Origin of the sequence: Gaoshiqia hydrogeniformans, assembly GCF_049347105.1 — a bacterium.
Classification (GTDB): Bacteria; Bacteroidota; Bacteroidia; order Bacteroidales; family Prolixibacteraceae; genus Gaoshiqia; species Gaoshiqia hydrogeniformans.
In genome coordinates this window covers 5508098-5532491 of the sequence record NZ_CP186334.1, presented here as the reverse complement: position 1 = coordinate 5532491, position 24394 = coordinate 5508098, and the positions used below count along the sequence as shown (strand labels likewise).

Below are 24394 nucleotides of genomic sequence, written 5' to 3'. Positions count from 1 at the left end.
ATAACCCCTTTTTGTAAAAAAGCGGATTGATATTTTGTGATATTTGTTTGCTGTTACCCCCACAAGGCCGCAATAGGAGATTTACACGACTAAAGCGATCTTCGGCGGATAAACTCGAAGGGACTTTTTATCCGTCTGAAATCCTGATTGAGGATCATTTCGGCAGCCCGCTTTCCAATTTCATCATGATCGGTGGATATGGTAGATATGCCGTCGCAAAGAAGTTCTTTAACCGGGTTCTCATTGTACGAGATAATGCCGCTGTTTTTTCCCGGGGTCCAGCCCCTCTCTTTCATGGTTTTGATCAGGTAATACAAGTCGTTGTCTGAAATGACAATGTAGGCTTCCTGTTCGCAGATGTTGCCGGCATCCAGGGAGCCAATCACCCGGTATTCAATCTGGTGAGATTGGCAAAAGATCATAAATCCTTTACGGATATAGGGCGAATAGTATTCGTTTTGAGGAAAGACCAGGTTTAGCCGGGTGTATTTCCTGAGTAAATCCAGGGCTTGCTCAAGCGCATCCTGGATATCCTTATCGTATTCCTGGTAAACGACCGGATAATTTTTCAACTCTTCCAGGTAACGGTCAACAATCAGTACTTTTTCGGTTGGTATCTTTTTGATCACCCGCCCGATTTCTGCATTTTCATTGCGGAAATGAGGCAGAATGACAAAGTAATCGTAGTTCGTCAGGTTATTGTCAATAATGCTTTCAAATTCACTGATGTCGTAATTGTAAATAAAAACGTCGACACTGGCTTTCGTTCCCAGGGTCTGCACAAACGAGTTGTACAGGCTTCGTTTGTAATTGCTTAGTTTATTGAAGATGAGGCTGATTTTGAGTTTCTTGCCAACATTGGTCTGGTTGACGTAATAACCCTTTCCTCTGACCGACGACAAAATTCCTTTTTTCCGGAGCCTGACGTAGGCCTTTTCAACCGTGTCGCGCGATAGCAACAACTCTTCACTGGTTTCGTTGATGGAGGGGATCCGTTGCCCCTGCTTAAAGATTCCCGATTCAATGTCGGCAATAATCAAATCTTCAACCTGCTTGTAGAGTGGAATTTCTGATTCGGAATCGATCCTGGAATTTTCAATCATATTGTTTGATTTGCGTGGTGAAATTATAAAAAAAGAGAGAAATAGGAAAAAGAACCTGAACCGGTATTTCGGTTATTCTCCGGTAAATTTTCAGACGATTAAAAACAAAAATTCATTCAACATTAAATCATTCCGGCTGTTTTTGAAAAGAAAAAGATTATGCCAATAAATATTCCGGAAACAGGAGAGAAAAGAGTTGTGATTGTGGGGGCGGGATTTGCCGGATTGCGTCTGGCGAGGAAGCTCAAAAAGAAAGGTTTTCAATTGGTGCTGATTGATCGGAATAATTATCATCAGTTTCAACCGCTGTTTTATCAGGTGGCGACCTCGGGGCTGGAACCAAGCGCCATTTCATTTCCGCTGCGTAAAGTCTTTCAAAAAGAAAAGAATGTATTTGTGCGCGTGACCCGGGTTACGAATATCGATCCGCAAAAGAAACAAATTGAAACGCCGATGGGGTATGTCTGGTACGATTACCTGGTGTTGGCCACCGGCGCCACGACCAACTTTTTTGGGATGCAGCATTTCGAAAAACACAGCATCCCGATGAAGTCTGTTGCCGAAGCTGTTTACCTGAGAAATACCCTGTTACTTAATTTTGAAGAGGCGGTGACCTTGCGTGACGAAGAAAAACTGAGGCGTTTGCTGAATGTAGTGGTGGTGGGCGGCGGTCCGACCGGAGTAGAGGTTTGTGGCGCGCTGGCCGAAATGAAAAAATTTGTGCTGCCCAAAGACTACCCCGATCTCAATTTTGACATGATGCAGATCACACTCATCGAAGCCAATCCGCACCTGCTGCATGGAATGAGCGCCGGTTCAGCCGAAAAATCGAGAATATACCTCGAAAAGATGGGGGTAAATGTTCTGCTCGACCATAAAGTCACCGATTACGACGGCTTGGAAGTCAGCCTCGAAAACGGGAAAAAGTTGCTGACCGAAACGTTAATCTGGGCAGCAGGTGTGAAAGGACAGATACCCGACGGGATTAAGCCGGATGCTGTTGCCCGGGGAAACCGGCTGATGGTGAACCGCTACAACCAGGTAGCCGGTTTCGATGATTTGTTTGCCATTGGCGATGTTGCGCTGATGACTACGGAGAAATACCCGAACGGCCATCCCCAGGTGGCCCAGGTTGCTTTGCAGCAGGCTTCCTGTCTGGCGCAAAACCTGGTTAGACTGAATGACGGAAAGCCAATGGTTGAGTTCGAATATCGCGATAAAGGCTCAATGGCCACCGTTGGCCGCAACCGGGCAGTGGTCGACCTGCCTTTTATCCGCTTTAGCGGAACCCTGGCCTGGATGGTTTGGATGTTTATCCACCTGATGTCGATCGTGGGGGTGAAAAACCGTCTGCTGATCTTTATCAACTGGCTGTGGAAGTATGTGACCTTCGACCAATCGCTGCGCCTGATCCTGCGTCCATCGCAGAAAGCCAAAGAACGTCCGTTGTAAGCTGTTGAAAAACAGTAGTTCAGAACGATAAAAAGTATAAAAACCAGAGATTGGTTATTTCTTAGCTGATGAATATTCAGTAATTTATATGAATAATTAAAGCCGACTATGAAAATCCTGTTTCTTTGCTCGGGTGCAAGTTCCTGCCGGAGCCTCATTGCGAAAACCGTACTGGAGTCGTTTGATGAGGATCTGGAAGTGTTTGCTGCCGGGACGGAGCCTGTTGTGAACCTGGACCCACTGCCCTTTGAGGTCATGAAGTCCGTCGGGTTCATCATGGATCGGCAGCAAATCCGGACGGTAGCCGAGCTTGCGCCCCTATCGTTTGACTATGTCATCACGGTTTGCGAAGGAACGAAAGAAGAGTTCGACAGCTTCTCGTTCAGTTACAGGAAAAAGCTACACCTGGGCTTCACCGATCCTGGAAAAGTTACAGGTGATCAAGTGAAGGAAACGGAAGCCTACCTGCGCTTTATTGAAGAGGTAAAAACGGAGCTTGATTATTTCTATCATCGCATATTAAAAGGAAAGGCTGCCCATTAAGCAGCCTTTTTCCGGTTTATCAACTGTTTACAGTTGCTTCAACTTCTTCGGGCGTAATCGGGATGCGTTCTCCAAGCAACTCGCTTCCCGAGTTGGTTACCAGGATATCGTCTTCCAGCCGGATTCCGCCGAAATCCCGGTAGCGGGCGAGTTGGTCAAAATGGATAAAATCGGTATTGATTTTTTCTTGTTTCCATTTGTCCATCAGGGCAGGAATGAAATAAATTCCAGGTTCGTTGGTAACGACAAATCCGGGTTCAAGTCTTTTTCCCAGACGCAGGTAGGCGGTTCCAAACTGGTTAACCGGGCGGGTTTCCTCGTCGTAACCGACGTAAATTTGTCCCAGGTCCTCCATGTCGTGCACGTCGAGTCCCATCATATGACCAAGTCCGTGAGGCAGGAACAGGGCATGAGCGCCGTTTTTAACGGCTTCGTCAATATTGCCTTTCATCAGTCCCAATTCTTTCAAGCCGGTGGCAATTACTTTGGCAGCTTCCAGGTGAACCGACAGGTAGGTCACTCCCGGTCGGGTTAACTCTTTTGCCCTGTTGTTGGCAGCGAGCACAATTTCGTAAATTTCACGTTGCTGCGCGGTGAATTTTCCGCCAACAGGAGTGGTTCTGGTAAAATCGGAGGCATAGTGCATCGATGTTTCTGCTCCGGCATCCACCAGCATCAGCTTACCGGCAGCCAGGTAGTTTGAATGATCGTGGTTGTGCAGGGTTTCGCCGTTTTGCGAAAGGATGATCGGGAACGACGGCATGCTGCCATGAGCCAGTGAAATGCCTTCAATTGTTCCGGCAATATGTTGTTCCCAGACGCCGGCCTGCGCCATTTTCATGGCAGTAACATGCATCTGATATCCCGTTGCACATGCTTTTTTGATTTCTTCGATCTCACAGGCTTCTTTAACCGACCGCAATGCAATAACCGCTTTGATCAGTTCAAGCGAGGCGTATTGAGCCAGTTTTGAAGGGTGAATGCCCAATAATTCGTGCAGCAACAGTTTATTTTCGGCACGATAAGGCGGAAGAAAATGAATTTTTCGTCCTTGTTTTATTGCCGTGTTGATGGTTTCGCCTAATTGGTTGAAGGGAGCTGTATGCGCTATTCCTGCTTTTTCAGCTTTTTCCCTGACACTGGCCTGGGGGCCCATCCAAATGATATCGGCGATATCCACATCATTCCCAAAGATGACCTCGTCACCTGAATCGATATCGATAACACCCGCCAGTTGCTGAAAATCAAGTCCGAAAAAATAGAGGAAGGAACTATCCTGCCTGAAGTGGTAGGTGTTGTCCAGGTAGTTCATCGGCGAGTCAATATTGCCTAAAATAAGAACAACTCCTCCTGAAAGTTTTTCTTTTAGCTTGTTTCTTCGGTTGGTGTAAATTTCTTTCTCAAACATAAGCGCGATTTTAATTTGACCTAATTGAGGGTGTAAGATAGAGATTAATCAGTCAAAATTTTATGATTTTTTGCGAATACATGGTTGTTGTTTGTAAAAAACGGAAGCCGGAAATGATTACTGTCAAACATATAACTGAAATGACAGAATAACGTAAACTTTATTGGAACCAAAAAATCGGCGTTATGGATAATACCTTATTGAATTATATGAACAAGCGCTTTAACGAACTTGAGAAGAAACAGGTTCGTGGCGAAAAGGAGGCCGGCCCGGTGATTACAATTTCGAGGGATGTGGGATGCGGCGGCCTGAAAATCAGCAAAGCCCTGGCTGAAGAACTGAATAAATGCGTGTTTTGCAAGCAGTGGCAGGTCATCAGTAAAGAAGTGCTTAACGAAAGCGCTCAGGAGCTGAAAATTGCCCCTGAAAAAGTATCACGTTTATTAACATCTAACGAACATTTCACCTTCGAAGAAATCTTGTCGGCTTTTACCGACAAATATTACAAAAGCAACAAGGTGATCCTGAAAACCGTGAAAGATGTCATCCGGAACTTTGCCATCGACGGATGCTGTATCATCCTTGGTCGTGCCGGCCATATTATTGCTGCTGATGTTGAAAATGCCATGCATATTCGTTTAACAGCCCCCCTGACCTGGCGGGTTGAAAGCATTTCGGCAAGCAGAAACCTCTCCAGGGCCGACGCTTTGAAGTACATCCAGGAGACGGGGAAAGAACGTGACCTTTTCCGAAACTACTTCGTTAAAGGCAAAGGGCAGGAAGATAACTTCGACCTGGTGATCAATGTATCAAGGTTCACAACAGGTCAGGTTGTCAATCTGATTAAAACGGCTTTCGATATAAAAGGGATCACGGAAAAGATGAAGAAAAAAGTTCCTTTCTTCTGATTAACCGGTGATTTGCGCAGGTAATCCTTTTTGCTCAACAGGCTTCCTGCCTTTTGGCCGGGGCATGAACATATCTTTGTAGGTAAGGCCAAGCCTTTCGGCCATTTCAAGCGAATAGTCCAACCGACCTAAATCATTGTCCGTGTTATTGGTTCCAAAGGTAAATTTCACGCCCGCTTCTTTGGCTTTTCTCAGTATTTTTTCGGATGGAATTTTATACCTTGAATTAATTTCAAGGGCCACATGGTTGTCCGACAGGACTTTTACGAACCGGTCAATCCGTGCATCGGTCCATAATTCGTCATATTTTCCGGCAATCACATCGGGTAGGAAGGTCGGGTTGACATGGATATCGATCGGCTCCTGCGAAACGATTGCTTCAATTTTTGAAACCAGCTCATCCATAAATGCCTGTTCGTCGTCTGCAAAAACTTCTTCGGGAATCCATAAACGCATACGACGGCCTTTTTGGTCGGTCCAGGTCATGGCATCGGTAAACACATAATCAAATTCGGCAACGGCTTCCGGTGAAAACAGGGTAATCCATTCGCGCCCTTCGGCTTGCATGCCCCTGAAAATGGGCTGTTTTTTTACGGTGTCCATGTAAGCATAAAGGGATTCATCGTCGGTTACCGGGAATTTGAGCCCGCAGTTTGGTGCAATCCCGTAATTAATGCCCAGTTTCGTTGAATTTTCGCAGGCTTCTTCAATGGTCAGGCCTCCTTTCAGGTGAACATGAAAATCAATGACCGGAAAATTGGCCATGTGTAAGCGGGTCATTCGCGTATCCCATTCTTTTCCGGCGTACGGTTCCAGTTGTTGACCATCCGGTAATGTTCTGATCTTGATGTCTTTAAAATAGGTGGTGCTGTGTTCGTCGTGGGCCTGTAAAGCGATTCTTCCCCGGTCAAAAATTTTGTATTTATCATTGTCCGGACGATAAGGTTCATCCGGTTGGATATAATCCACTACTTTTACTCCGTTTACCCGTATTTCAACATGGTTTTCAATTACTTTAAGGTGCATTTCAAACCATTCGTTGTCGGATGCCGTTTGATAATAAACGTTTCGTATTCCGTACAGACTGCCGGTTTTCTTTAATTCTTTGTAGTCGCCGGAGCCTTCGTGTGAATTGTTCACCTGAACTTCATATCCTTTCAGTGGCCAGCCGTGTTCCTGCTCTTTTGAATGGAAGAATATGCCTGAATTTGCCCCCGGAGCCGTCATGACAAGCGTTTTCAGCTCAAAGTTTCTGAAAATGCCATTTTGCAGTTTCCCGGTATAATACAGGTGAGCCCGTGGCCCGCTGCATACAATGGCGCCGTTTTCAACAGTAAATGAAGCCGGATGTTCCATCGCAACCCAACCGGAGAGGTCTTTGCCGTTGAACAGGTCAACCCACTTTCCGGTGTTGTTGTTTTTACACGAAAACATAGCAAGCAGGAGGCTCAGGGCGTGGATCAGCAGGATAATTTTTTTCATCGGGATATTAGCTTGGTTAACAAAGACAAAGATAAAATTCCTGCGGGAAGTTTTGCTATACTAACCCAAGTTTTTCCTGCGGATTATTGGCTTTGAATGAGGCTGCAAAGGTGAAGGCAGCTATGATAAAACACAAAATGGCTGCATAAGAATAGGAACCCAGCCTGCTGAACGATGAACTGAAAAGCAAAGGTCCCAGCGCACTGAAAAAGACCAGTGAACTCATGGAAAATCCGCTGATAGCACCCAAATGTTCCCGTCCGTAAAACCGGGGCCATACCACGGCTGCCAAAACACTGAACAGGCCGCCAACAATGCCGTTTCCGATGATCAGAAAGATATAGGGAAAACCGGGACTCAAAAACGACAGGCTAAGCATCGAGATCATTTGCCCCGTGAGGAAAACGAGCAGTAAATATTTTAGCTTGATGTGGTCACTTAGCCAGCCCGCCGAAAATGAAATAAATACCGAAATGGCCGAGGTGGGAATAAACACCGACAAGGCCGTGGTTTTGTCCATTTGGGCCGATTCGAAGATAGAAACAATATTAAATGTGAAACCGGTGATATAAAGCGACTGCATGGACAGGGCCACGATAAAAGTCCAGAAAGGCCAGGTTCGCTGAGCTTCTTTCAGACTGAATTGTTTTATGGCCCGCCGGATTGGCTCGCCCTCTTTTATCGTTTTCAGTTCGGGTTTGGCCCCATCCGGTTCCAGCCTGCAATCTTCGGGGTTGTCGCGAAAAAACAGAAAAACAAAGATACTGAACCCAAACCCGGTGATCATGGATAAGATGATCCAGGCGCCCCTCCAGCTAAAACTCTCAATAAAAAAATCGAAAACGAGCGGAGCCATAGCAAAGCCCAGGGAGGTGAATATACTGCTCAGGCCGTTGGCAAAACCTCTCCGGCGAATGAACCATTTCATCATCATATTACGCGAAAGCATGGTCAATACACCTTGTCCGCTGAATCGCAGCATAAAAAAACCAATGGCGATGACCGCGAAACTCAGGTAAAACTGAAACTCGCCAATCTGGAAAAAGTTACCTATAGCAAATGCAATACGATCAACCTGACTGAGTAAAACCAAAACGGATCCCAAAATGAGGGTAATCAAACTGCCGAGCCAGCGGGCGCCAATACGGTCGTACCATTTTCCGGCCTTGGTCAGCAGAAACGAACTGCTGATCGTACCTATCAGGTAGGCTGTACTCAGTTCGTTCCGGCTTAAGCGGAGGGCGCCCATCAGATGTTCAGTGAAGGTTGATACCCCCATGGTTTGACCAGGTACGCTCATGATGATGCCGATCGTTCCCCATAAAACAATGAACCAGCCATAAAATACCGGTGATTTGGCAGGTGAGAAGGGGTAGTCGTTAAATCGTTGTTTGATCAAAATCTTAAAATTTGTGTAAAATTATTTATTGCAGGCAATTGGTTGACCCGGAATTCCTTTATTTTGTGCCCGGTTCCCGATTTGTTAATATTCAAGGTTTAAAATCGGTATATTTAAAACAAACAGGTCTTAAAATCGTTTTTAGAAAAGAGATGAAAATCATTTATATCATTATTCTTTTGTGGGCGGGCTTGTTTTTCGATCTTGAAAAAACAACGGTTAGCGTTTATTTCCATGCTCCGGTGTACGAAACAGATAGTCTGAAAGTCCGTTGGGAGATTGTTGATTTTAATGATACCATACCGAACGACACCCTGTTTATTTGTGAAAACGAGGCGGGATTGATTCAGTTCTATTTTCGGAAAATTCATACCGGCGTTTGTGTTAACGGCGAATGCAGGCTGTTGGATATCATCTTATATTGGACGGCAACCGGGCGTTACCGGGGATTTTCGTTACCCGAGGGAGAGTTTTTGAGCAAAACAGATCATGTGCCGTTTAAGGAGGAAGACTATCGCCGGTTGGAGACAATCTTGGCAAACCCGTATTCTGTACTCGGATCGTACCGGATTGACCAGTTAACAACCGCCGAACCGGATATGGCGGTTGATGCTGTTTCGGGAGCAACACTTCTGTCGGTAAAAGAAGCTTCGGTGGAAGATGCTGTTTATACCACCTATACGCTTTGGAACCTGGTATATGGTTCTACCCAAAAAGAAATCCGGAATTATACAGCGGCCAGGTTGACCGATGAGCTGGCTGCCCAAATCTTAAATAGCGGGGATTATCACGATAAACTCTGGGTGTTGGAGAATATGGGAGCATGCTTAAGCTGGTCGGAAGAATTTAAGGCATTGATCATTCGAAAAGTTAGCGAGATGCCGGATATCCTGGCTGGTCAGGCGCTGTCGGCTTTGCCTGATTCTATTCTCGAAGAGCAGTCGGTTCAGATTCCCTTGGTGGATCATTTCAAGGGGTTGAGCTATATGAGCCAGCGGATCCTGTTGGAAAAACTGGAGCGTGTTTCCGGTTTATCATCCTGGGTTTCGGGCGCACTTGCCAGTCATATGCCGGATTTGAGCGCTTCTGTTGTTGATCGCATTCTGAAACTTTTTGTTGTCCAGGGTGTTTCGGCCGAAGAGATTGGTTTACAGGTGGCCGTTCTTCTGGAGCACAAAAACCGGTTTATTGCCCGAAGAGCTTATGAGTACCTCGAACAGCAGGATTTGCATGACGAGAAGTTGAATAAGCTGGTCAGGAAATACCGGTCGAAGAATATCTGATTGATAGACCGGATCAACGCAGGAAGCGGTCAAATGATTTTCTTATCGATCAGGTACCTGTTTCGTTCGGATGAATTCCGGGAAAATAATTCTGCCAAAAAACCTGCCATAAATAATTGTGTGCCAATGATCATCGCGGTTAAAGCCAGATAAAAATAAGGACTCTCGCTGACCAGGGGCGCCGCAATTTTTTTCGAAACGGCGATGAGCTTGCTGATTCCTACCCACGCTGCCGAAATAAAACCTACCAGAAAGACCAATGAGCCGATCAGACCGAAAAAGTGCATGGGGCGTTTGCTGAACTTCGCGATGAAAATAACCGAAAGCAGGTCGAGCGGGCCCCGGATGAAGCGTTCGAACCCGAACTTGGTAACCCCGTATTTCCGTTCCTGGTGCTGAACCACTTTTTCGCCAATCCGTTTGAATCCGGCCCATTTGGCGATGATGGGAATATAGCGGTGCATCTCTCCGTACACTTCAATGCTTTTCACAACGGTCTTCCGGTATGCTTTCAGGCCGCAGTTAAAATCGTGGATCTTAATCCCGGAACTGCGCCGGGCAATCCAGTTATAAAACTTACTGGGGATATTTTTTGAAAAGAGCGGGTCGTAACGTTTCTTTTTCCATCCCGATATCAAATCAAAATTTTCTTCCGTGACCAGACGGTAAAGTTCCGGGATTTCTTCCGGATTGTCCTGCAGGTCGGCATCCATCGTGATCACAACATCGCCCTGTGCATCGGTAAAACCAACCTGCAGCGCGGCCGATTTTCCGTAGTTTCTCCTGAATTTGATGCCTTTTATATCCGGGTTTTCGTGATGAAGCTTTTCAATAATCGTCCAGGAGTTATCATTGCTTCCGTCATCAATCAAAATAATTTCATAGGAAAACCGGTGTTCATCCATTACCTGCTTAATCCATCCCGTTAATTCGGGAAGCGATTCTTCTTCATTATACAAAGGAATAACTACGGAAATATTCACGTGCAGAAAATTAGTTAATATGTTTTTGTTGTTTTAACTGTCGGCTACTCGTCAGATTTGATTTCAGTCATCGCATCTTCAAAGGCATGTTCATCATCCTGTTTTTTGACAAAAATCGAAGAGATCAATGAGATAATTAATCCAATCAGTCCAAATGCAAACAAACCCGAAATGGCCATCCAGCCCGGCGTCATCATTTTGGCGGTTAACCGTCCCGTTAATTCAATTTGTTCGTCAGACATGCCCCTGGCCATCATGACTTCTTCCTGAGCAATGCGGATTTGGTCAATCAACCCGGGATCAATATAGGTAAACAGAATAATGGAATACAGTGAATTAAGAATACCGGCAAAGAGCATAACAACAATTCCGTAACCAAGCGACTGACCGTAGCTGATAAACCCGTTCAATTCGTGATTCCGGTAGTTAATTTGCGCGTAAACGACTCCGGCGGCCATGATAGCATAAGAGATTAGACCCAATGATTTGTTCGTATTCTCACCGGCCACATAAATAATGACGCCATAAAGAATCAGGGCGACTCCAAGGTACAAGCCATGAGTCATCGCGCTTTTCCAGAATGTTGATTTTTGTTCCATCGTGTTATTGTTTGGGAGTTTTTAGCAAATATATCTGATTTTTTAGCTGAAAAAAAAGTTATATAAATATTTTCTTGAAGATTAACGGATTAACCGGAATATTTGAAAAAAGCGCCTGCGAGTTTTGTTTTTCGTTTGCCGGATATACATTTTTTTCTACTTTTGTCGCCGGGTAAGTCCTGTACGACCAGCTCCTGCTGAACCCCCCAGGGTCGGAAGGCAGCAAGGGTAAGCGGTTGAGCGGTGCGATACAGGTAGCTTACCCACTTTTTTTGATTTGTTGCCGGATTAGCTCAGTTGGCCAGAGCACGTGATTTGTAATCTCGGGGTCCTCAGTTCGAATCTGAGATCCGGCTCAAAGGATTGATTAATGATGATTGTGGCGTTGAAAGATTGTGCGTTTCAATTATAAATCATCAATCACCAATAGAAAATTGAAAAAGGGGAGATACCAAAGTGGCCAACTGGGGCAGACTGTAAATCTGCTGGCTCATGCCTTCGTAGGTTCGAATCCTGCTCTCCCCACACAAATGATGATTGATAAACGATGATTGATGATTGATTGCCTGAAAAAAACAACGGTATTTTCAAATCATCAATCAAGAATCAACAATTATCAGTTAAAAGCGGGAGTAGCTCAGTCGATAGAGCATTAGCCTTCCAAGCTAAGGGTCGCGGGTTTGAATCCCGTCTCCCGCTCAAAGGGGAAAGTCATTTGCCGGATGATTTCCTCCTTTTTTTATGGATTTTTTTCGATTATCTCCAGAAATATGAAGTGATCCGACCAATCTCGATAAGAATAAAAAAATCCTGTAAAACAGTAGTTTACAGGATTATGAATTTCATCTCTTTGTAAGAAGTGGAGCTGCCGGGAGTCGAACCCGGGTCCAAACGAGGAAGCAATATGCTTTCTACATGCTTAGCCCCGACTTGGTTTTCGTGTAACAGCTGGATCAAGGCCACCGACCGTTACCTTAGCTTCTGAATTTCGCTTGTTGTACGAAGCAACCAACAAGCTATCCCTGATTTACTTGCACCACCTGATCGGATAGCCTCCGGGCAACGGCATCCGGGCGATGTCCTGTCCCAGCACCTGGTGCCGGGATTAAGCATGAACCTACTAAATTCGGTTACGCAGCAAGAGCGTAATTATTTTCGCCAATTAAATGTTTGATCATTGAGATTAACGAGCCAACAAACAATGCTCGGCATGCTTACATACCTCTTCTACCCGCTGTCAAAACCAGTCAGCCCCGGTATAAAGGGACGACAAAATTACAGAAAATTCTGCAATTTTAAAATGTAATCCCTATCTTTAAATATGCCTTCATCTGAAACAGATATGATAAGAGCCGGATTGACGGATGAAATCGTTGTAAATTTGAATTGTGTATGAAAGTAGGCGTATTACGGGAAAGCCGAAGATACCACGACCGCCGGGTGGCCATTACCCCGGAAACAGCCCGATTGATCAGGGAGAATTATCCCGGGGTCAGCTTGTTTGTTCAATCTTCCGCTGTTCGCATTCATCAGGATGAAGAATACAGCGCGATGGGGATTCCGGTTGTAAATGATGTTTCACATTGCGACCTGTTGATTGGTATAAAAGAAGTTTCGGAAGAAAGCCTGATTGAAGGGAAAACCTACATCATGTTTGCCCATGTGGCCAAACAACAAGCGTTTAACCGTTCGTTTTTTAAGCAGATGGCCGATAAAAAGATTACGCTGCTGGACTATGAATACTTTACCGATCAACATCATAACCGTCTGGTTGCCTTCGGATTTTGGGCCGGAGTTGTTGGCGCTTACTATGCGTTTCAGGGAGCGGCGAGACGTTTCAGGGGCATTGGGTTGCCGCGACCGGAGACTTGTCGTAACCTGCGCGAATTGTATCATCATTTGCGTACCATCAAACTGCCGCCGTTGAAAATTTTATTGACAGGAGGGGGACGGGTCGCTTCCGGAGCGCTTGAAATGATTCATGAGATGGGTATTGCCGAGGTATTGCCAAAAGATTTTCTCGAAAAGGATTACGATCACCCGGTGTATGTCCGGCTTGATCCGGAGGATTATGTGGTGAAAAAGCAAGGTAAGTTTGACCGGGACGACTTTTATCAGAATCCGGCAGATTACAGCTCGGCCTTCTTACCTTATTTAAAACCGACCGATATTTTTATACCCTGTCATTTCTGGGACCAGGTATCTCCGCATTTTTTCACCCCGGCACAGCTTCGCTCGCCGGATTTTGGTATTTCGCTGATTGCAGACGTTAGTTGCGATGTTCCCGGACCGATCCCGACAACGATTCGGACCTCGTCTATCGACAATCCGTTTTATGATGTTGATCCGGAAAGCCTCCTTGAGCAGCCTGCTTTTTCGTCGTCTGCACATATAACGGTGATGGCTGTCGATAATTTGCCGACCGCCTTACCTTTCGATGCTTCGCGCACTTTTGCCCGTGACCTGTATCACCAGGTTTTACCTTCGCTCTTTGGTGAAGATACCGAGGGGATTATTGAACGGGCGACTATTTTGAAAGACGGTCAGCTAACCGAACAATTTAGTTATCTGCGGGATTTTTTGGAAGGTGAGACCTAATGTTATGTCGGGTTTGAATGAACCTGCCGGATGAATGTGCCTGAAAAAAAATATTGCATTTAAACTGAAATTAAATGAACATCCTTTTAGGTTATTCAATGAAAATATTATTTTTGCATCCCGTTAATGATCGGGATGTAGCGCAGTTGGTAGCGTACCACGTTCGGGACGTGGGGGTCGTCCGTTCGAGTCGGATCATCCCGACAAAATAAAATGCAAATAGAATTTAAAAGCCTGTAAATTACTTGATTTACAGGCTTTCTTGTATGCGTGCGGATGCCTATTTTGTCACCAAAATCTTTTTCCTGACCTTGGGTAGGATATTGTTCCTGATAAACAGATCTTTGCAGGTTTTGCTTTTCTGAATAAAAATATCGGTTTCACGCGGTTGGTAACAGTTGATCAGACTGAGTTGTTCCACCTGGTCGAGTTGAATCACCGGCGTGTTTTTTAGCGGAGAGTTGGAACTGAATGCGTTGACCTCCACGTATTTGCTCTTCTCGATCGACAGGGCCGGCCCTTTGGTGGCATTCATCTGCACATTGTGGAAACTGATATCCTGCGCGTCTTTTACGGTGAAGCCAATTTCGCCTTTGATGCGGATGTCGGTAAACGAAATGTTACTGACGGGCAGTTCTTCCAGTCCCAGCAGGAGACCGGCCTGTTTGGCATTTCCGGTAATTCCGCTGAAATGGATGTTTCGGAAGGCAGGCGTCCGTTCCGAAACTTCTTCGTATTCCGACTGGCGGTAGTACATGTTCAGTATGATTGCTGCTTCGCGGATGTCCTTCATGATGATATTGCTGACCCGGATATCTTCCACCACACCGCCCCGTCCGCGGGTCGATTTGATCCGGATTCCCCGGTCAGTGCCTTCAAACACACAGTTGGTAATAGTCACCTTTTTGACGTCGCCCGACATTTCGCTGCCAATTACCACGCCGCCGTGTCCGCGCAACATGGTGCAGTTGGTGATGGTGATATTTTCGCAGGGAGCGGCCATTTTACGTCCGCTGCGGTCTTTTCCCGATTTGATGGTTATACAGTCGTCGCCCACCGAAATGTGACAGTTGGAAATATGCACATAGCGGCACGATTCCGGGTTAATCCCATCAGTATTGGGCGATTTGGGATTATTGATCGTTACGCCCTCAAGGGTGATGTTTTCGCAAAATTGCGGGTTGACCGTCCAGAACGGCGAATTGACGATGGTAATCCCTTCGATCCGGATATTGGAACAATACATCGGCTGAATGAATGGCGGACGGCAAAAGCCCCGGGTAATCATGTCAGGTTCGTCGGGCAACAACACGTCGGGATTATTTTCGGCAAACAGTTGCTGCCATTTTGATTTAAAATCTTTGGGTTGAGCGTACAGAAAATGATGGTAATCCCACCATTTTTTGCCCTGTCCGTCCAGGGTTCCACGCCCGGCGATGGTGATGTTTTCGACCTGGTACGCGTAAATCAGCGGCGAAAAATTAACCACATCGGTACCTTCCCAGCGCGATGGGACCATCGGTAAGTATGCATCAAAATCATCGGTAAAACGCAGGGTTGCGCCGGCTTCCAGGTATAGCGTGATGTTGCTTTTCAGATGAATGGGGCCGGTTAAATAATTACCCGCGGGAAAATAAATGGTTCCTCCTCCTTCTGCAGCAGTTGTTTCAATAAGCCCGCGGATGATTTCCGTATTTAAGCTTTCGTTATCTGCTTTTGCACCGCAAACGAGCACGTTTTTCCATCCCCCTTGTTGTGCATAAAGATTTATCGACAACAACAGCAGAATGAAGGATTTTACAGTTTTTTTCATGGTTTTGCATTTGATTATTTATGAATAAATACGTGTGATATTGTTGTTGTTGCAAAAAAAGCAAAAATAATGTAAACGATTACATCGTTGCATGAATTTATGGGTGTTACTTCTTTCTTCCGAGTATGCTTTTTTCGTCTTCGTGCAAAAAATAAGTGTAAAAATTCTGTTGTTTCGTGAAATCGTTTACATTTGTATTCTGGTTGAACAACAAGAAGTCGTGTCTTTCAACCCGTAAAAAAAATGTAAAAACAGCGTTTATGGCAAGCATGAATGAAGTCGCTAAGCGGGCAGGCGTATCGATCGCCACTGTTTCGAGGGTGCTGAACAACAGTAACAGTGTAAATGAAGAAACCAGGTTGAAGATTCTGAAAGCAATTAAGGAGTTGAAGTATCAACCGAGCCGGGTGGCAAAAAGGCTTCGTTCGAAAGGCGGTCCGGGTAATTTGCTGGGCGTGCTGATTCCCGACATCCAAAACCCGTTTTATGTGGATGTGTTGCGCGGCATTGAGGATATCGCTTACAAAAACAACTATGTAATTATTGTTTGCAACTTCAGCCAGGACGAGAAAAAAGAGGCCATGTACCTGGACATTCTTGAGTCGGAGGCTATCGATGGCCTGATCGCGGCTCCGGCCAGCGAAGAGGATGTGCGGGTAAAAAAGATGGTGAAAAACGGCTTGCCGGTTGTATGTGTCGACCGGGGACTTAACGGAATCGACGTGGATGTGGTTTGGGTGAACAACGATGCCGGCGCCTTTGCTGCCGTAGATTACCTCGCGAAAGCAGGTTACAAACGGATTGCCCATATTGCAGGTTTAACTACCATTCCTTCGTCGCGTTTGCGCGAGCAGGGCTACCGGAGGGCCCTCGAAGAAAACAAGCTGCCCTTTGATCCGCAATTGCTTGTTCACGGGAACTCCACCTATGAAAGCGGGGTAGAACTGGCCGAAAAACTGTTTGATCTGGATACACCGCCCGATGCCTTGTTTACCGGGAATAACCTGATCACCCTCGGGGCGCTCGAAACCATTCATAAACGAAAACTTCGCATACCACAGGAAATAGGCATTATTGGATTTGACGACATGAACTGGTCCAATTCGCTGAACCCGCCGCTGACTGCCGTGCGGCAACCGGCTTACGAAATCGGGCAAAGGGCCGGAGAACTTTTAATCCAGCGGATTCGCGATCCGAAACGGACACCGATTCAAATGACCTTAAATTCGGAGTTAATGGTTCGCAGTTCTTGCTGAACGAAGTCAGATTTTTTTCATTAAAACGTTTTCATTAAATTTCAAATTTATATTTTTGTGAATGCTTTAAAAATGAACTGTTCGAAAATGTAAACGTTTTCACATTGAATAAAAAAAAGGGAATGGAAAAACTAATTATAAATAACCCGGCGCGCTTTGTTTTTGGCAATGGAAGCTTGTTGCAATTTATTGATGACTTTCTTGCACGGGAATTTAAACGTTTGTTTTTGCTGACGATCCCGGCGCTCGATAAAACACTGGCCCCTTATTTGGCATCGCTGAAGTCGGCAGGTGTCAGCATCCTGGTTTACGACCGGCTGGCCGGTGAGCCCACTTTTACCGAATTTGAGGCGATTTTGGATCTGGCCCGCGGTTTTCAGGCCGATGCGGTGGCCGGCATCGGAGGAGGCAGCGTACTCGATACGGCCAAACTGGTTGCTGCGCAAATCCGTAATTCACAGGCGACACACGAGATTGTGGGTATCGGCCTGTTAAAGGAAAGAAAAACTTACCTGGCCTGCCTGCCCACGACATCGGGAACCGGGAGCGAAGTTTCGCCCAATGCCATTTTTCTGGATGAAACCGATCAGGAGAAGAAAGGGATTATCAGTCCGTTTCTGGTGCCGGATGCAGCATACATCGATCCGAAACTGACCGTAGGTATGCCTCCTGCTGTCACGGCTTCAACCGGTATGGACGCCTTCGCCCATTGCCTCGAAGCGTTTGTCAACCGTTTCGCCCACCCGGTAACCGACCGGATTGCGCTTGAAGGAATGCAGTTGATTTTCAGGAATCTGAAAAAAGCGTATGACGATGGGAAAGACCTGGAAGCAAGGGCAAAGGTTGCCCTGGGAAGCGTTTACGGCGGCATGTGTCTGGGGCCGGTCAATACCACAGCCGTACATGCGCTGGCTTATCCGCTGGGGAGCAAATACAAAATGGCGCATGGCCTTTCCAATGCCCTGATTTTACCTTATGTCATGGAATTTAACCTGCCTGCGGCAACCGAAAAATTTGCCGTATTGGCTAAGGCGATTGGTATCGAAGGTTTACTTTCTGATGAAGCCTATGCGCAGGCTGCCATTGAATCGATCAAAGAACTAATGAAATCAATTGGTATTCCCGGAAAATTGAGAGAGATTGGCCTGCAGGAGGATGCACTTGGAGAGATGGCTGTTTCAGCCTTAAAAGTGCAGCGTTTGCTGAAAAACAATGTGCGCGAAGTAACGCTTCAGGATGCTCTGGAAATTTATAAAAAGGCGTATTAAGAAGTCGGAAGTCAGAAGAGCGGGGCGTCTGTCTCCGGTCTTCAATCTTCCGTCTTCCAACTTAAAATATAAAAAAAATGAAAAAAAACAATCCATATAAAGGTGTTGTCGTTCCGATGGTCAGCCCGTTGAATGAGGATTATTCCATTGATCGGGAAGCTGTCGGGAACATCGTCGGCCTGTTGCTTCAGGCAGGGGCCAGCCCGTTTATTGCCGGTACCACCGGCGAAGCCAGCTCGCTGTCGTTTCAGCAAAAAGAAATGTTGGTGAAAGAAACTGTCAGGCAGGTGGATGGAAAGGCTTTGGTGTATGCGGGAATTTCGGGTAATTGTCTGCCCGAATCGATCGAAGCGGCCAGACGTTTTGCCGGCCTGGGTGCCGATGTGCTGGTGGCCAACATGCCCTCGTACTATCCGTTGAAAGATGCTTACACCCGGCATTATTGCGAGCAGTTGGCCGAAGCCTGCCCGAAGCCTCTGATTTTCTATAACATACCGGCCACGACCGGCTATTCCATTCCGCTTGCCTTACTGGAACAACTGAGTTATCATCCCAATATTGCAGGCTTGAAAGATTCGGAACGAGATCAGAATCGCCTCGATCAGGCCCTGGCTTTGTGGAAAAACCGTGAAGATTTTGTTCATCTGACCGGTTGGGCTGCCATGTCGGTTTACGCGCTGAAAAACGGCTCCGACGGGATTGTGCCCAGTACAGGGAATTTTGCTCCGCTTCCTTATGTCGGTTTATACGAGGCGGCCGCTACGGGTGATTGGGAATTGGCCGAAAGCCTTCAGCAAAAAACAAACGAACTGTCGGCCTTGTATCAAAAAGGGCGCAGTTTGAGCGAATCGCTGGCTGCGCTGAAAGTAGTCATGTCGGTAAAAGGATTGTGCGGAACGCAAATGATGCCGCCCATCTGCCCGATGGAGCAGGAGGAGGAATTGGCCTTCCGGAAAGAATTGGAAAAAGAACTGCAAAATTTGAGTTGAATGAATAAGCAGCATAAAATAACGCTGGCCATCACGATGGGCGATCCTGCGGGAATCGGCCCGGAGATTGCTGCCAAGGCATTGAATGAGATTTCGGTGTTCGATGCCTGCAACCCATTGCTGGTGGGCAATGTGCAGATCATGAAGGAGGCGGTGAAACTGACCGGGTTGGATTTAAAGATCAATCCGGTACAGGAAGTCGGTCAGGCCCGTTTTTCTCACGGAACCATCGATGTGTATAACATTCCTTCGGAGCAGCTTGCCGCAATAAAACACGGAGTGGTTTCGGCTCCGGCCGGCGATTTGGCATTTAAAGCGGTGCATAAGGCCATCGAACTGGCGATGAACGGTGAGGTGGACGGTACAGTAACCGGCCCGATCCATAAAGAAGCCATCAATCTGGCCGGACATCATTTTTCGGGGCATACCGAAATTTATGCCCATTTTACGGGAACAGAAAAGTATGCGATGTTGCTGGCCGACGAAAAAATAAAAGTAACCCATGTGAGTACGCATGTTTCGCTTCGCCAGGCCTGCGACTTGGTGAAACGCCAGCGTGTACTCGATGTGATCCGTCTGACTTATGACGGGTTGAGAAAAATCGGTATTGAGAACCCGAGGATCGGCGTGGCCGGCCTCAACCCGCATGCCGGCGATGGCGGCCTTTTTGGTACAGAGGAAACGGAAGAGATTTTACCGGCGATTCAGGATGCCAAAAAGCGGGGCATCCGGGCCGAAGGGCCGTTCCCGCCCGATACCCTGTTTTCGCTGGCCAGCGGCGGCAGTTTTGATGGCTGCGTAGCCATGTATCACGACCAGGGGCACATTCCGTTTAAGCTGGTTGGTTTTGTCTGGGATGAGGAAAAGCAAGCGATGAAAAGCGTGAAAGGGGTGAACATTACCCTGGGGTTGCCGATCATCCGTACCTCGGTTGATCACGGAACCGCTTTTGAAATTGCCGGCAAAGGGATTGCGAGCCCCGACGCTTTGTTGTTCGCGATTAGCTATGCCATCAAATTATACCAAAATCAGTCATGTTGAAAGAAGAGAGAATGATAGCCGTAATTGCCGATGATTTTACAGGAGCTGCAGAGATCGGAGGGATCGGATTGCGCCGGGGGATGAAGGTTTTGATTGAAACCTCGGTAGATGCTGTTGAAGACGTTGATTTGCTGGTGCTTGCTACTGAAACCCGTTCGATGCCGGTTGAGCAGGCCAAAAAAGAAATTGAAAAGGCCACCCGTCAGTTGATGGAGCTGAAACCAAAATATATTTTTAAGAAACTCGACTCAGTTTTACGCGGAAACGTGTATGCCGAATTAATCAGTCAACAAACTGCATCGAAGAAACAGCGGATAATTATGGTTCCCGCAAACCCGCATTTTAACCGGATCATCAAAAGTGGCGTTTATTATGTTGGCGGCGTACCCCTGGCCGAAACATCTTTTGCGCACGATCCGGAGTTTCCGGTCAAACATTCCGATGTCAGGACGATTGTGGGCAACAATGCAGCTGACGTTGTGGTAAAGAATGTTAACGATCAATTACCCGATCAGGGAATGATCATTGGGAACGTGCTTACGGTGGAAGACCTGGCTTCGTGGGCCGACAAAGCCGACGGACAATCGGTTTTAGCCGGTGGATCCGGGTTCTTTGATGCGGTTTTGCAAAAAGATTTCCCGGCAAAGCCGGAAGGAGAGAGTCTGGACCTTATTCCGGGAAAACATGCTTTATTTGTATTGGGGAGTACGTTTCCAAAAGATGAGGCTATGATGAACAAATTCAAAGATGCCGGAATTGAGATCATTAACCTGAATAGGGAAATATTTCAGAAGCAGGATACGCCCTCCCGGTCGCTGATTATTCTGGCCGACCGGATAGTGGCTGCGATACGCGAAAACCGGAAAGTAGCGGTTACCACCATTTGTAGCGACGAAAACGCCAGAATTTCCGCCGAAACAACCCGGAAAAATGTGAGCCGGGTGGTCAGGAAAGTATTTGAACAGGTTGAGATTGACGACCTTTTTATTGAAGGCGGATCAACGGCTTCGATGATTCTTAGTCATCTGGAAATTAAGCAGTTGACGCCATTTCGGGAGTTGAGTTTTGGTGTTATACAAATGCATACCGAACGTTATCCGGGATTGACGGTAACCACCAAACCCGGCAGTTATACATGGCCTGAAATATTAACCGGTAAAGAACTAACTAAACTTTAAAGACTATGGACGTAGTACCATCTATTCATCTGATTGATTACCTGATCATGATTGCGACCTTGCTGGTATCGCTGGGAATCGGTTTTTGGTTTTCAAAAAGACAAAAAGACACGAAGAATTATTTTACCGCTAAAGGATCTATCCCCTCCTGGGCGATTGGCATTTCGATCCTGGCGACCCTGATCAGCAGCATTACTTTTTTGGCCTATCCGGGCGAAGGTTATTCCTCCAACTGGATACTGTTGGTGCAGGGACTGATGGTGCCGATTGTTCTGATCGCCATTGTTGGTTTTGTGGTGCCGTTGTTCAGGCATGTCATCCAGCTCAGTACCTACGAATATTTTGAAAAACGCTTTGGTTTTTTTGCACGACTATATACCTCTGTTTCTTTTATCCTGACCCACTTTTCAAAAATGGGGACGGTGTTTTTTCTGATCTCGCTGGCATTGAGTAAGATGACCGGATTAGATACGATTACCGTCATTTGGATCATTGGCGGCGCCGTGGTTATTTTAACCATGCTCGGCGGAATTGAAGCGGTCATCTGGCTGGATGTGATCCAGGGGTTTTTACTGATTGTTGGCGGAATTATCGCTCTTGGCATCCTGCTGTTTTTGCCCGAGGGAGGGCCCATGCAGGTTTGGGAGGTGGCTATGCAAAACGGGCGGATCGGGTTCGGGCCTTTTGATTGGGATTTCGTAAATCTGACCTTCGTGGTAATGGCCCTGAACGGGGTTTTCTATGCCATTCAAAAATACGGAACCGACCAAACCATTGTGCAACGGTACCTGACCGCGAAATCGGATAAAGCTGCTGTGAAAGCGTCTCTGATCGGGGTCTTGCTCAGCGTGCCGGTGTGGGCTATGTTCATGTTTATCGGCACGGCTTTGTTCTCCTATTATCAAATTACGGGAGACCCCCTGCCGCATGGAATTGAAGCAGAAGCTGTTTTCCCTTATTTTATTATGACCAAACTACCTGTTGGCGTGGTTGGCTTAATCCTCTCGGCATTAATTGCTGCTGCTATCTCCAGTCTCGACTCCGACCTGAACTGTCTTTCAGCCATCCTGATGGAGGATTATTATATCCGGCTGAAGCCAAAAAGCTCGGATCAGAAAAGATTGTTCATGAGTAAGCTGTTTATCGTTATTGCCGGTTTGGGAGCAATTATGGTGGCTTTATTTTATGTCAGGGCAGGCAGCGAGGGGGTACTGGGCATTATTTTCACCCTGTATTCCATTTTCTCGGGAGGTATCGCGGGAATGTTCCTATTAGGAATTTTCAGCAGGAAAGCCAATAAACAAGGCTTATATTGGGGTATCGGCGCCAGCGTTTTGTTCACGGCCTGGGCCTTGCTGACATCAACGCCAATCGGATTGGACGGCAGTAAATCCGTGCTGATCGACCTCGGACCATTCAATTACATTCACCATAAATACATGATTGGTGTATACAGTCATGTAGTACTTATTTTCTTTGGTTACCTGGCCAGTTTTATGTACCGGGGAAAAACCATCGACCCCTCGCTAACCTGGTCGGGTTGGAAGAAACTGCAAAAAGAGAAGAAATCCGTTTAAATAAAAAGAATGAAATAAAATCGAAACAAATACAAAACCAAACAAAAATGAAAAACTTTCTGTTACTGATCAGCTTCATACTGCTTCTGTTTTCATGCACCACGGAAGTCAAAAAAGAAAAAGGCATGGGCCTGTTAAAAGTGTCATCCGACGGCCGTTTTTTTACCGATGAGAACGGTAATCCGTTTTTCTGGCTGGGCGATACAGGCTGGCTGTTATTCTCCAAACTTGATCGCGAGGAGGCAGTTAAATACCTCGACGATCGTCTTGAAAAAGGCTTTAATGTGATCCAGGTGATGGTGCTGCACAGCGTTGGTGCAAAAAACAGGTATGGTGACTCGGCGCTCGTTAGCCAAAGTGTGGCCCAACCGCTGGTAACCGAAGGAAATAATTTCGAAGATCAGGATGAATATGATTATTGGGACCATATGGATTTTGTCATTCGCGAAGCCGAAAAAAGAGGTCTTTACATGGCCTTGGTTCCTGTTTGGGGGGGCAATGTGCGGGGAGGGCATGTCAGCCGCGACGAGGCACAGGTTTACGGCGAATTTATGGCTAACCGCTATAAAGAATATCCCAATATCATTTGGCTGAATGGCGGTGATGTGCCCGGGGCCGATTCTATTCAAACCTGGAACATCCTTGGAAATGCTTTACGGACAAACGATCCCAACCATCTGATTACCTTTCACCCGAGAGGCAGGACCCAATCCTCAATGTGGTTCCATGAGGAAAATTGGCTCGATTTTAATATGTTTCAATCCGGACACCGCCGTTACGATCAGGATGACACCGAGTTAAATTACGGCGAAGACAACTGGCGTTACGTGGAAGCCGATTTTCAGTTAAAACCCGTAAAACCCACCCTGGATGGCGAACCTTCCTATGAAGGAATTCCGCAGGGATTGCACGATACCCTGCAACCATTCTGGAACGATGCCGATGTTCGCCGTTATGCCTACTGGTCGGTATTTGCCGGTGCCTGCGGATATACTTACGGGCACAGTGCGGTGATGCAGTTTCACCGGCCCGAAGATACCGGCGCAGCCTACGGCGCCAAAAAATACTGGACCGAAGCCATCAACGATCCGGGCGCCGGACAGATGGTTCACGTGAAAACCCTGATGCTGTCGCGTCCGTATTTCGAACGGGTGCCCGACCAAAGCCTTGTCGCTGAACAACCGGGTGAAAAATACGCCTATCAATTAGCTACCCGTGGAACGAATTACGCATTTATTTATACTTATAATGGTCAAAATATCAAGGTAAACATGGGTAAAATTGAAGGCGAACAGGTGAAAGCAAGCTGGTTCAATCCGCGCAACGGCGAGATTTCCGAAATCGGTACTTTCCCGAACACAGGCGTACAGGAGTTTGATCCGGCGGGCGAGGTGGAAAATGGTAACGACTGGGTATTGATCCTGGACAATGCCGACGCTGTTTTTCCGGAGCCGGGAAAATAGGTAACCGGTAATCAGTAACCGGTAATCGATATTACGGCAACTGTCAAATGA

General features: G+C 46.6%; 19 protein-coding genes, 4 tRNA genes and 2 other RNA genes. 17 read left to right on the top strand and 8 right to left on the bottom strand.

What is annotated here, in order from left to right; translation table 11 throughout:
• Window positions 1-89 precede the first annotated feature (89 nt).
• Window positions 90-1103 carry a GntR family transcriptional regulator gene (locus ACOIT5_RS22010; protein ID WP_423128313.1) on the bottom strand — a complete coding sequence of 338 codons (1014 nt, stop codon included), beginning with the start codon at window positions 1101-1103 and terminating at the stop codon, window positions 90-92.
• A 159-nt stretch (window positions 1104-1262) separates the two neighbouring features.
• Here ACOIT5_RS22010 and ACOIT5_RS22005 point away from each other — a divergent pair, with 159 nt between their 5' ends.
• Together ACOIT5_RS22005 and ACOIT5_RS22000 are read left to right on the top strand one after the other, a co-directional pair.
• A complete protein-coding gene (locus ACOIT5_RS22005; protein ID WP_423128312.1) occupies window positions 1263-2555 on the top strand; it encodes an NAD(P)/FAD-dependent oxidoreductase in 1293 nt (430 codons plus the stop codon).
• Window positions 2556-2663: 108 nt separating this feature from the next.
• On the top strand, window positions 2664-3098 hold the full coding sequence (locus tag ACOIT5_RS22000; RefSeq protein WP_423128311.1) for a hypothetical protein: 435 nt from the start codon (window positions 2664-2666) through the stop codon (window positions 3096-3098).
• A 19-nt stretch (window positions 3099-3117) separates the two neighbouring features.
• Here the strand turns inward: ACOIT5_RS22000 and ACOIT5_RS21995 are convergent, their stop codons facing one another.
• The gene (locus ACOIT5_RS21995; protein ID WP_423128310.1) at window positions 3118-4506 is read right to left on the bottom strand and encodes an aminopeptidase P family protein; all 1389 of its coding nucleotides are present in this window, start codon (window positions 4504-4506) and stop codon (window positions 3118-3120) included.
• A gap of 185 nt (window positions 4507-4691) precedes the next feature.
• Here ACOIT5_RS21995 and ACOIT5_RS21990 point away from each other — a divergent pair, with 185 nt between their 5' ends.
• Entirely contained in the window at window positions 4692-5414 is a 723-nt protein-coding gene (locus ACOIT5_RS21990) for an AAA family ATPase (protein ID WP_423128309.1), read from the top strand.
• Here the strand turns inward: ACOIT5_RS21990 and ACOIT5_RS21985 are convergent, their stop codons facing one another.
• Together ACOIT5_RS21985 and ACOIT5_RS21980 are read right to left on the bottom strand one after the other, a co-directional pair.
• Window positions 5415-6896 carry a DUF1080 domain-containing protein gene (locus tag ACOIT5_RS21985; protein WP_423128308.1) on the bottom strand — a complete coding sequence of 494 codons (1482 nt, stop codon included), beginning with the start codon at window positions 6894-6896 and terminating at the stop codon, window positions 5415-5417.
• A gap of 55 nt (window positions 6897-6951) precedes the next feature.
• Entirely contained in the window at window positions 6952-8295 is a 1344-nt protein-coding gene (locus tag ACOIT5_RS21980; RefSeq protein ID WP_423128307.1) for an MFS transporter, read from the bottom strand.
• A gap of 152 nt (window positions 8296-8447) precedes the next feature.
• On the opposite strand from ACOIT5_RS21980, the gene ACOIT5_RS21975 reads away from it, so the two are divergent.
• The gene (locus ACOIT5_RS21975) at window positions 8448-9578 is read left to right on the top strand and encodes a hypothetical protein (RefSeq protein ID WP_423128306.1); all 1131 of its coding nucleotides are present in this window, start codon (window positions 8448-8450) and stop codon (window positions 9576-9578) included.
• Window positions 9579-9607: 29 nt separating this feature from the next.
• On the opposite strand, the gene ACOIT5_RS21970 is transcribed toward ACOIT5_RS21975, so the two are convergent.
• The gene (locus ACOIT5_RS21970; RefSeq protein ID WP_423128305.1) at window positions 9608-10561 is read right to left on the bottom strand and encodes a glycosyltransferase family 2 protein; all 954 of its coding nucleotides are present in this window, start codon (window positions 10559-10561) and stop codon (window positions 9608-9610) included.
• A 44-nt stretch (window positions 10562-10605) separates the two neighbouring features.
• A complete protein-coding gene (locus ACOIT5_RS21965) occupies window positions 10606-11160 on the bottom strand; it encodes a DUF4199 domain-containing protein (RefSeq protein ID WP_423128304.1) in 555 nt (184 codons plus the stop codon).
• A 170-nt stretch (window positions 11161-11330) separates the two neighbouring features.
• Between ACOIT5_RS21965 and ffs the strand changes: the two genes are divergently transcribed.
• From ffs to ACOIT5_RS21945, 4 genes are all read left to right on the top strand, one after another.
• An RNA gene (gene ffs, locus ACOIT5_RS21960) (signal recognition particle sRNA small type) lies at window positions 11331-11428 on the top strand.
• 14 nt (window positions 11429-11442) lie between these two features.
• Window positions 11443-11516, top strand: a tRNA-Thr gene (locus tag ACOIT5_RS21955).
• A gap of 86 nt (window positions 11517-11602) precedes the next feature.
• A tRNA-Tyr gene (locus ACOIT5_RS21950) sits at window positions 11603-11685 on the top strand.
• Window positions 11686-11786: 101 nt separating this feature from the next.
• Window positions 11787-11859 (top strand) — tRNA-Gly (locus ACOIT5_RS21945).
• A 158-nt stretch (window positions 11860-12017) separates the two neighbouring features.
• Here ACOIT5_RS21945 and ssrA read toward each other — a convergent pair.
• Window positions 12018-12415, bottom strand: a transfer-messenger RNA (tmRNA) gene (ssrA, locus tag ACOIT5_RS21940).
• 137 nt (window positions 12416-12552) lie between these two features.
• Between ssrA and ACOIT5_RS21935 the strand changes: the two genes are divergently transcribed.
• Window positions 12553-13758: an NAD(P)-dependent oxidoreductase gene (locus tag ACOIT5_RS21935; RefSeq protein ID WP_423128303.1), complete on the top strand. Its 1206-nt coding sequence runs from the start codon at window positions 12553-12555 to the stop codon at window positions 13756-13758.
• Window positions 13759-13889: 131 nt separating this feature from the next.
• A tRNA-Pro gene (locus ACOIT5_RS21930) sits at window positions 13890-13962 on the top strand.
• A 76-nt stretch (window positions 13963-14038) separates the two neighbouring features.
• Here ACOIT5_RS21930 and ACOIT5_RS21925 read toward each other — a convergent pair.
• Window positions 14039-15571: a glycoside hydrolase family 28 protein gene (locus ACOIT5_RS21925; protein WP_423128302.1), complete on the bottom strand. Its 1533-nt coding sequence runs from the start codon at window positions 15569-15571 to the stop codon at window positions 14039-14041.
• A 260-nt stretch (window positions 15572-15831) separates the two neighbouring features.
• Between ACOIT5_RS21925 and ACOIT5_RS21920 the strand changes: the two genes are divergently transcribed.
• The 7 genes from ACOIT5_RS21920 to ACOIT5_RS21890 all read left to right on the top strand — a co-directional run bounded on the left by ACOIT5_RS21920 (window position 15832) and on the right by ACOIT5_RS21890 (window position 24343).
• Window positions 15832-16827, top strand: a complete 996-nt coding sequence (locus ACOIT5_RS21920) for a LacI family DNA-binding transcriptional regulator (protein ID WP_423128301.1) — start codon at window positions 15832-15834, stop codon at window positions 16825-16827.
• Between the two features lie 122 nt (window positions 16828-16949).
• Window positions 16950-18095 (top strand): iron-containing alcohol dehydrogenase, encoded by a 1146-nt coding sequence (locus ACOIT5_RS21915; protein ID WP_423128300.1) that lies wholly within the window; start codon window positions 16950-16952, stop codon window positions 18093-18095.
• A gap of 77 nt (window positions 18096-18172) precedes the next feature.
• Complete coding sequence (locus ACOIT5_RS21910; RefSeq protein ID WP_423128299.1) at window positions 18173-19084, top strand: dihydrodipicolinate synthase family protein; 912 nt, start codon at window positions 18173-18175, stop codon at window positions 19082-19084.
• Window positions 19085-20125: a 4-hydroxythreonine-4-phosphate dehydrogenase PdxA gene (gene pdxA / locus ACOIT5_RS21905; protein WP_423128298.1), complete on the top strand. Its 1041-nt coding sequence runs from the start codon at window positions 19085-19087 to the stop codon at window positions 20123-20125.
• Between the two features lie 11 nt (window positions 20126-20136).
• Window positions 20137-21303, top strand: a complete 1167-nt coding sequence (locus tag ACOIT5_RS21900) for a four-carbon acid sugar kinase family protein (RefSeq protein ID WP_423128297.1) — start codon at window positions 20137-20139, stop codon at window positions 21301-21303.
• Window positions 21304-21308: 5 nt separating this feature from the next.
• Window positions 21309-22880 carry a sodium:solute symporter gene (locus tag ACOIT5_RS21895; RefSeq protein ID WP_423128296.1) on the top strand — a complete coding sequence of 524 codons (1572 nt, stop codon included), beginning with the start codon at window positions 21309-21311 and terminating at the stop codon, window positions 22878-22880.
• Between the two features lie 47 nt (window positions 22881-22927).
• Window positions 22928-24343 (top strand): glycoside hydrolase family 140 protein, encoded by a 1416-nt coding sequence (locus ACOIT5_RS21890; RefSeq protein WP_423128295.1) that lies wholly within the window; start codon window positions 22928-22930, stop codon window positions 24341-24343.
• Window positions 24344-24394: the final 51 nt, after the last annotated feature.

Excerpts from the sequence above, each read along its gene's own strand:
- ACOIT5_RS22010 (WP_423128313.1), bottom strand. The coding sequence starts at position 1,103 with ATGATTGAAAATTCCAGGATCGATTCCGAATCAGAAATTCCACTCTAC.
- ACOIT5_RS22005 (WP_423128312.1), top strand. The coding sequence starts at position 1,263 with ATGCCAATAAATATTCCGGAAACAGGAGAGAAAAGAGTTGTGATTGTG.
- ACOIT5_RS22000 (WP_423128311.1), top strand. The coding sequence starts at position 2,664 with ATGAAAATCCTGTTTCTTTGCTCGGGTGCAAGTTCCTGCCGGAGCCTC.
- ACOIT5_RS21995 (WP_423128310.1), bottom strand. The coding sequence starts at position 4,506 with ATGTTTGAGAAAGAAATTTACACCAACCGAAGAAACAAGCTAAAAGAA.
- ACOIT5_RS21990 (WP_423128309.1), top strand. The coding sequence starts at position 4,692 with ATGGATAATACCTTATTGAATTATATGAACAAGCGCTTTAACGAACTT.
- ACOIT5_RS21985 (WP_423128308.1), bottom strand. The coding sequence starts at position 6,896 with ATGAAAAAAATTATCCTGCTGATCCACGCCCTGAGCCTCCTGCTTGCT.
- ACOIT5_RS21975 (WP_423128306.1), top strand. The coding sequence starts at position 8,448 with ATGAAAATCATTTATATCATTATTCTTTTGTGGGCGGGCTTGTTTTTC.
- ACOIT5_RS21965 (WP_423128304.1), bottom strand. The coding sequence starts at position 11,160 with ATGGAACAAAAATCAACATTCTGGAAAAGCGCGATGACTCATGGCTTG.
- ACOIT5_RS21935 (WP_423128303.1), top strand. The coding sequence starts at position 12,553 with ATGAAAGTAGGCGTATTACGGGAAAGCCGAAGATACCACGACCGCCGG.
- ACOIT5_RS21925 (WP_423128302.1), bottom strand. The coding sequence starts at position 15,571 with ATGAAAAAAACTGTAAAATCCTTCATTCTGCTGTTGTTGTCGATAAAT.
- ACOIT5_RS21920 (WP_423128301.1), top strand. The coding sequence starts at position 15,832 with ATGGCAAGCATGAATGAAGTCGCTAAGCGGGCAGGCGTATCGATCGCC.
- ACOIT5_RS21915 (WP_423128300.1), top strand. The coding sequence starts at position 16,950 with ATGGAAAAACTAATTATAAATAACCCGGCGCGCTTTGTTTTTGGCAAT.
- ACOIT5_RS21910 (WP_423128299.1), top strand. The coding sequence starts at position 18,173 with ATGAAAAAAAACAATCCATATAAAGGTGTTGTCGTTCCGATGGTCAGC.
- pdxA (WP_423128298.1), top strand. The coding sequence starts at position 19,085 with ATGAATAAGCAGCATAAAATAACGCTGGCCATCACGATGGGCGATCCT.
- ACOIT5_RS21900 (WP_423128297.1), top strand. The coding sequence starts at position 20,137 with ATGATAGCCGTAATTGCCGATGATTTTACAGGAGCTGCAGAGATCGGA.
- ACOIT5_RS21895 (WP_423128296.1), top strand. The coding sequence starts at position 21,309 with ATGGACGTAGTACCATCTATTCATCTGATTGATTACCTGATCATGATT.
- ACOIT5_RS21890 (WP_423128295.1), top strand. The coding sequence starts at position 22,928 with ATGAAAAACTTTCTGTTACTGATCAGCTTCATACTGCTTCTGTTTTCA.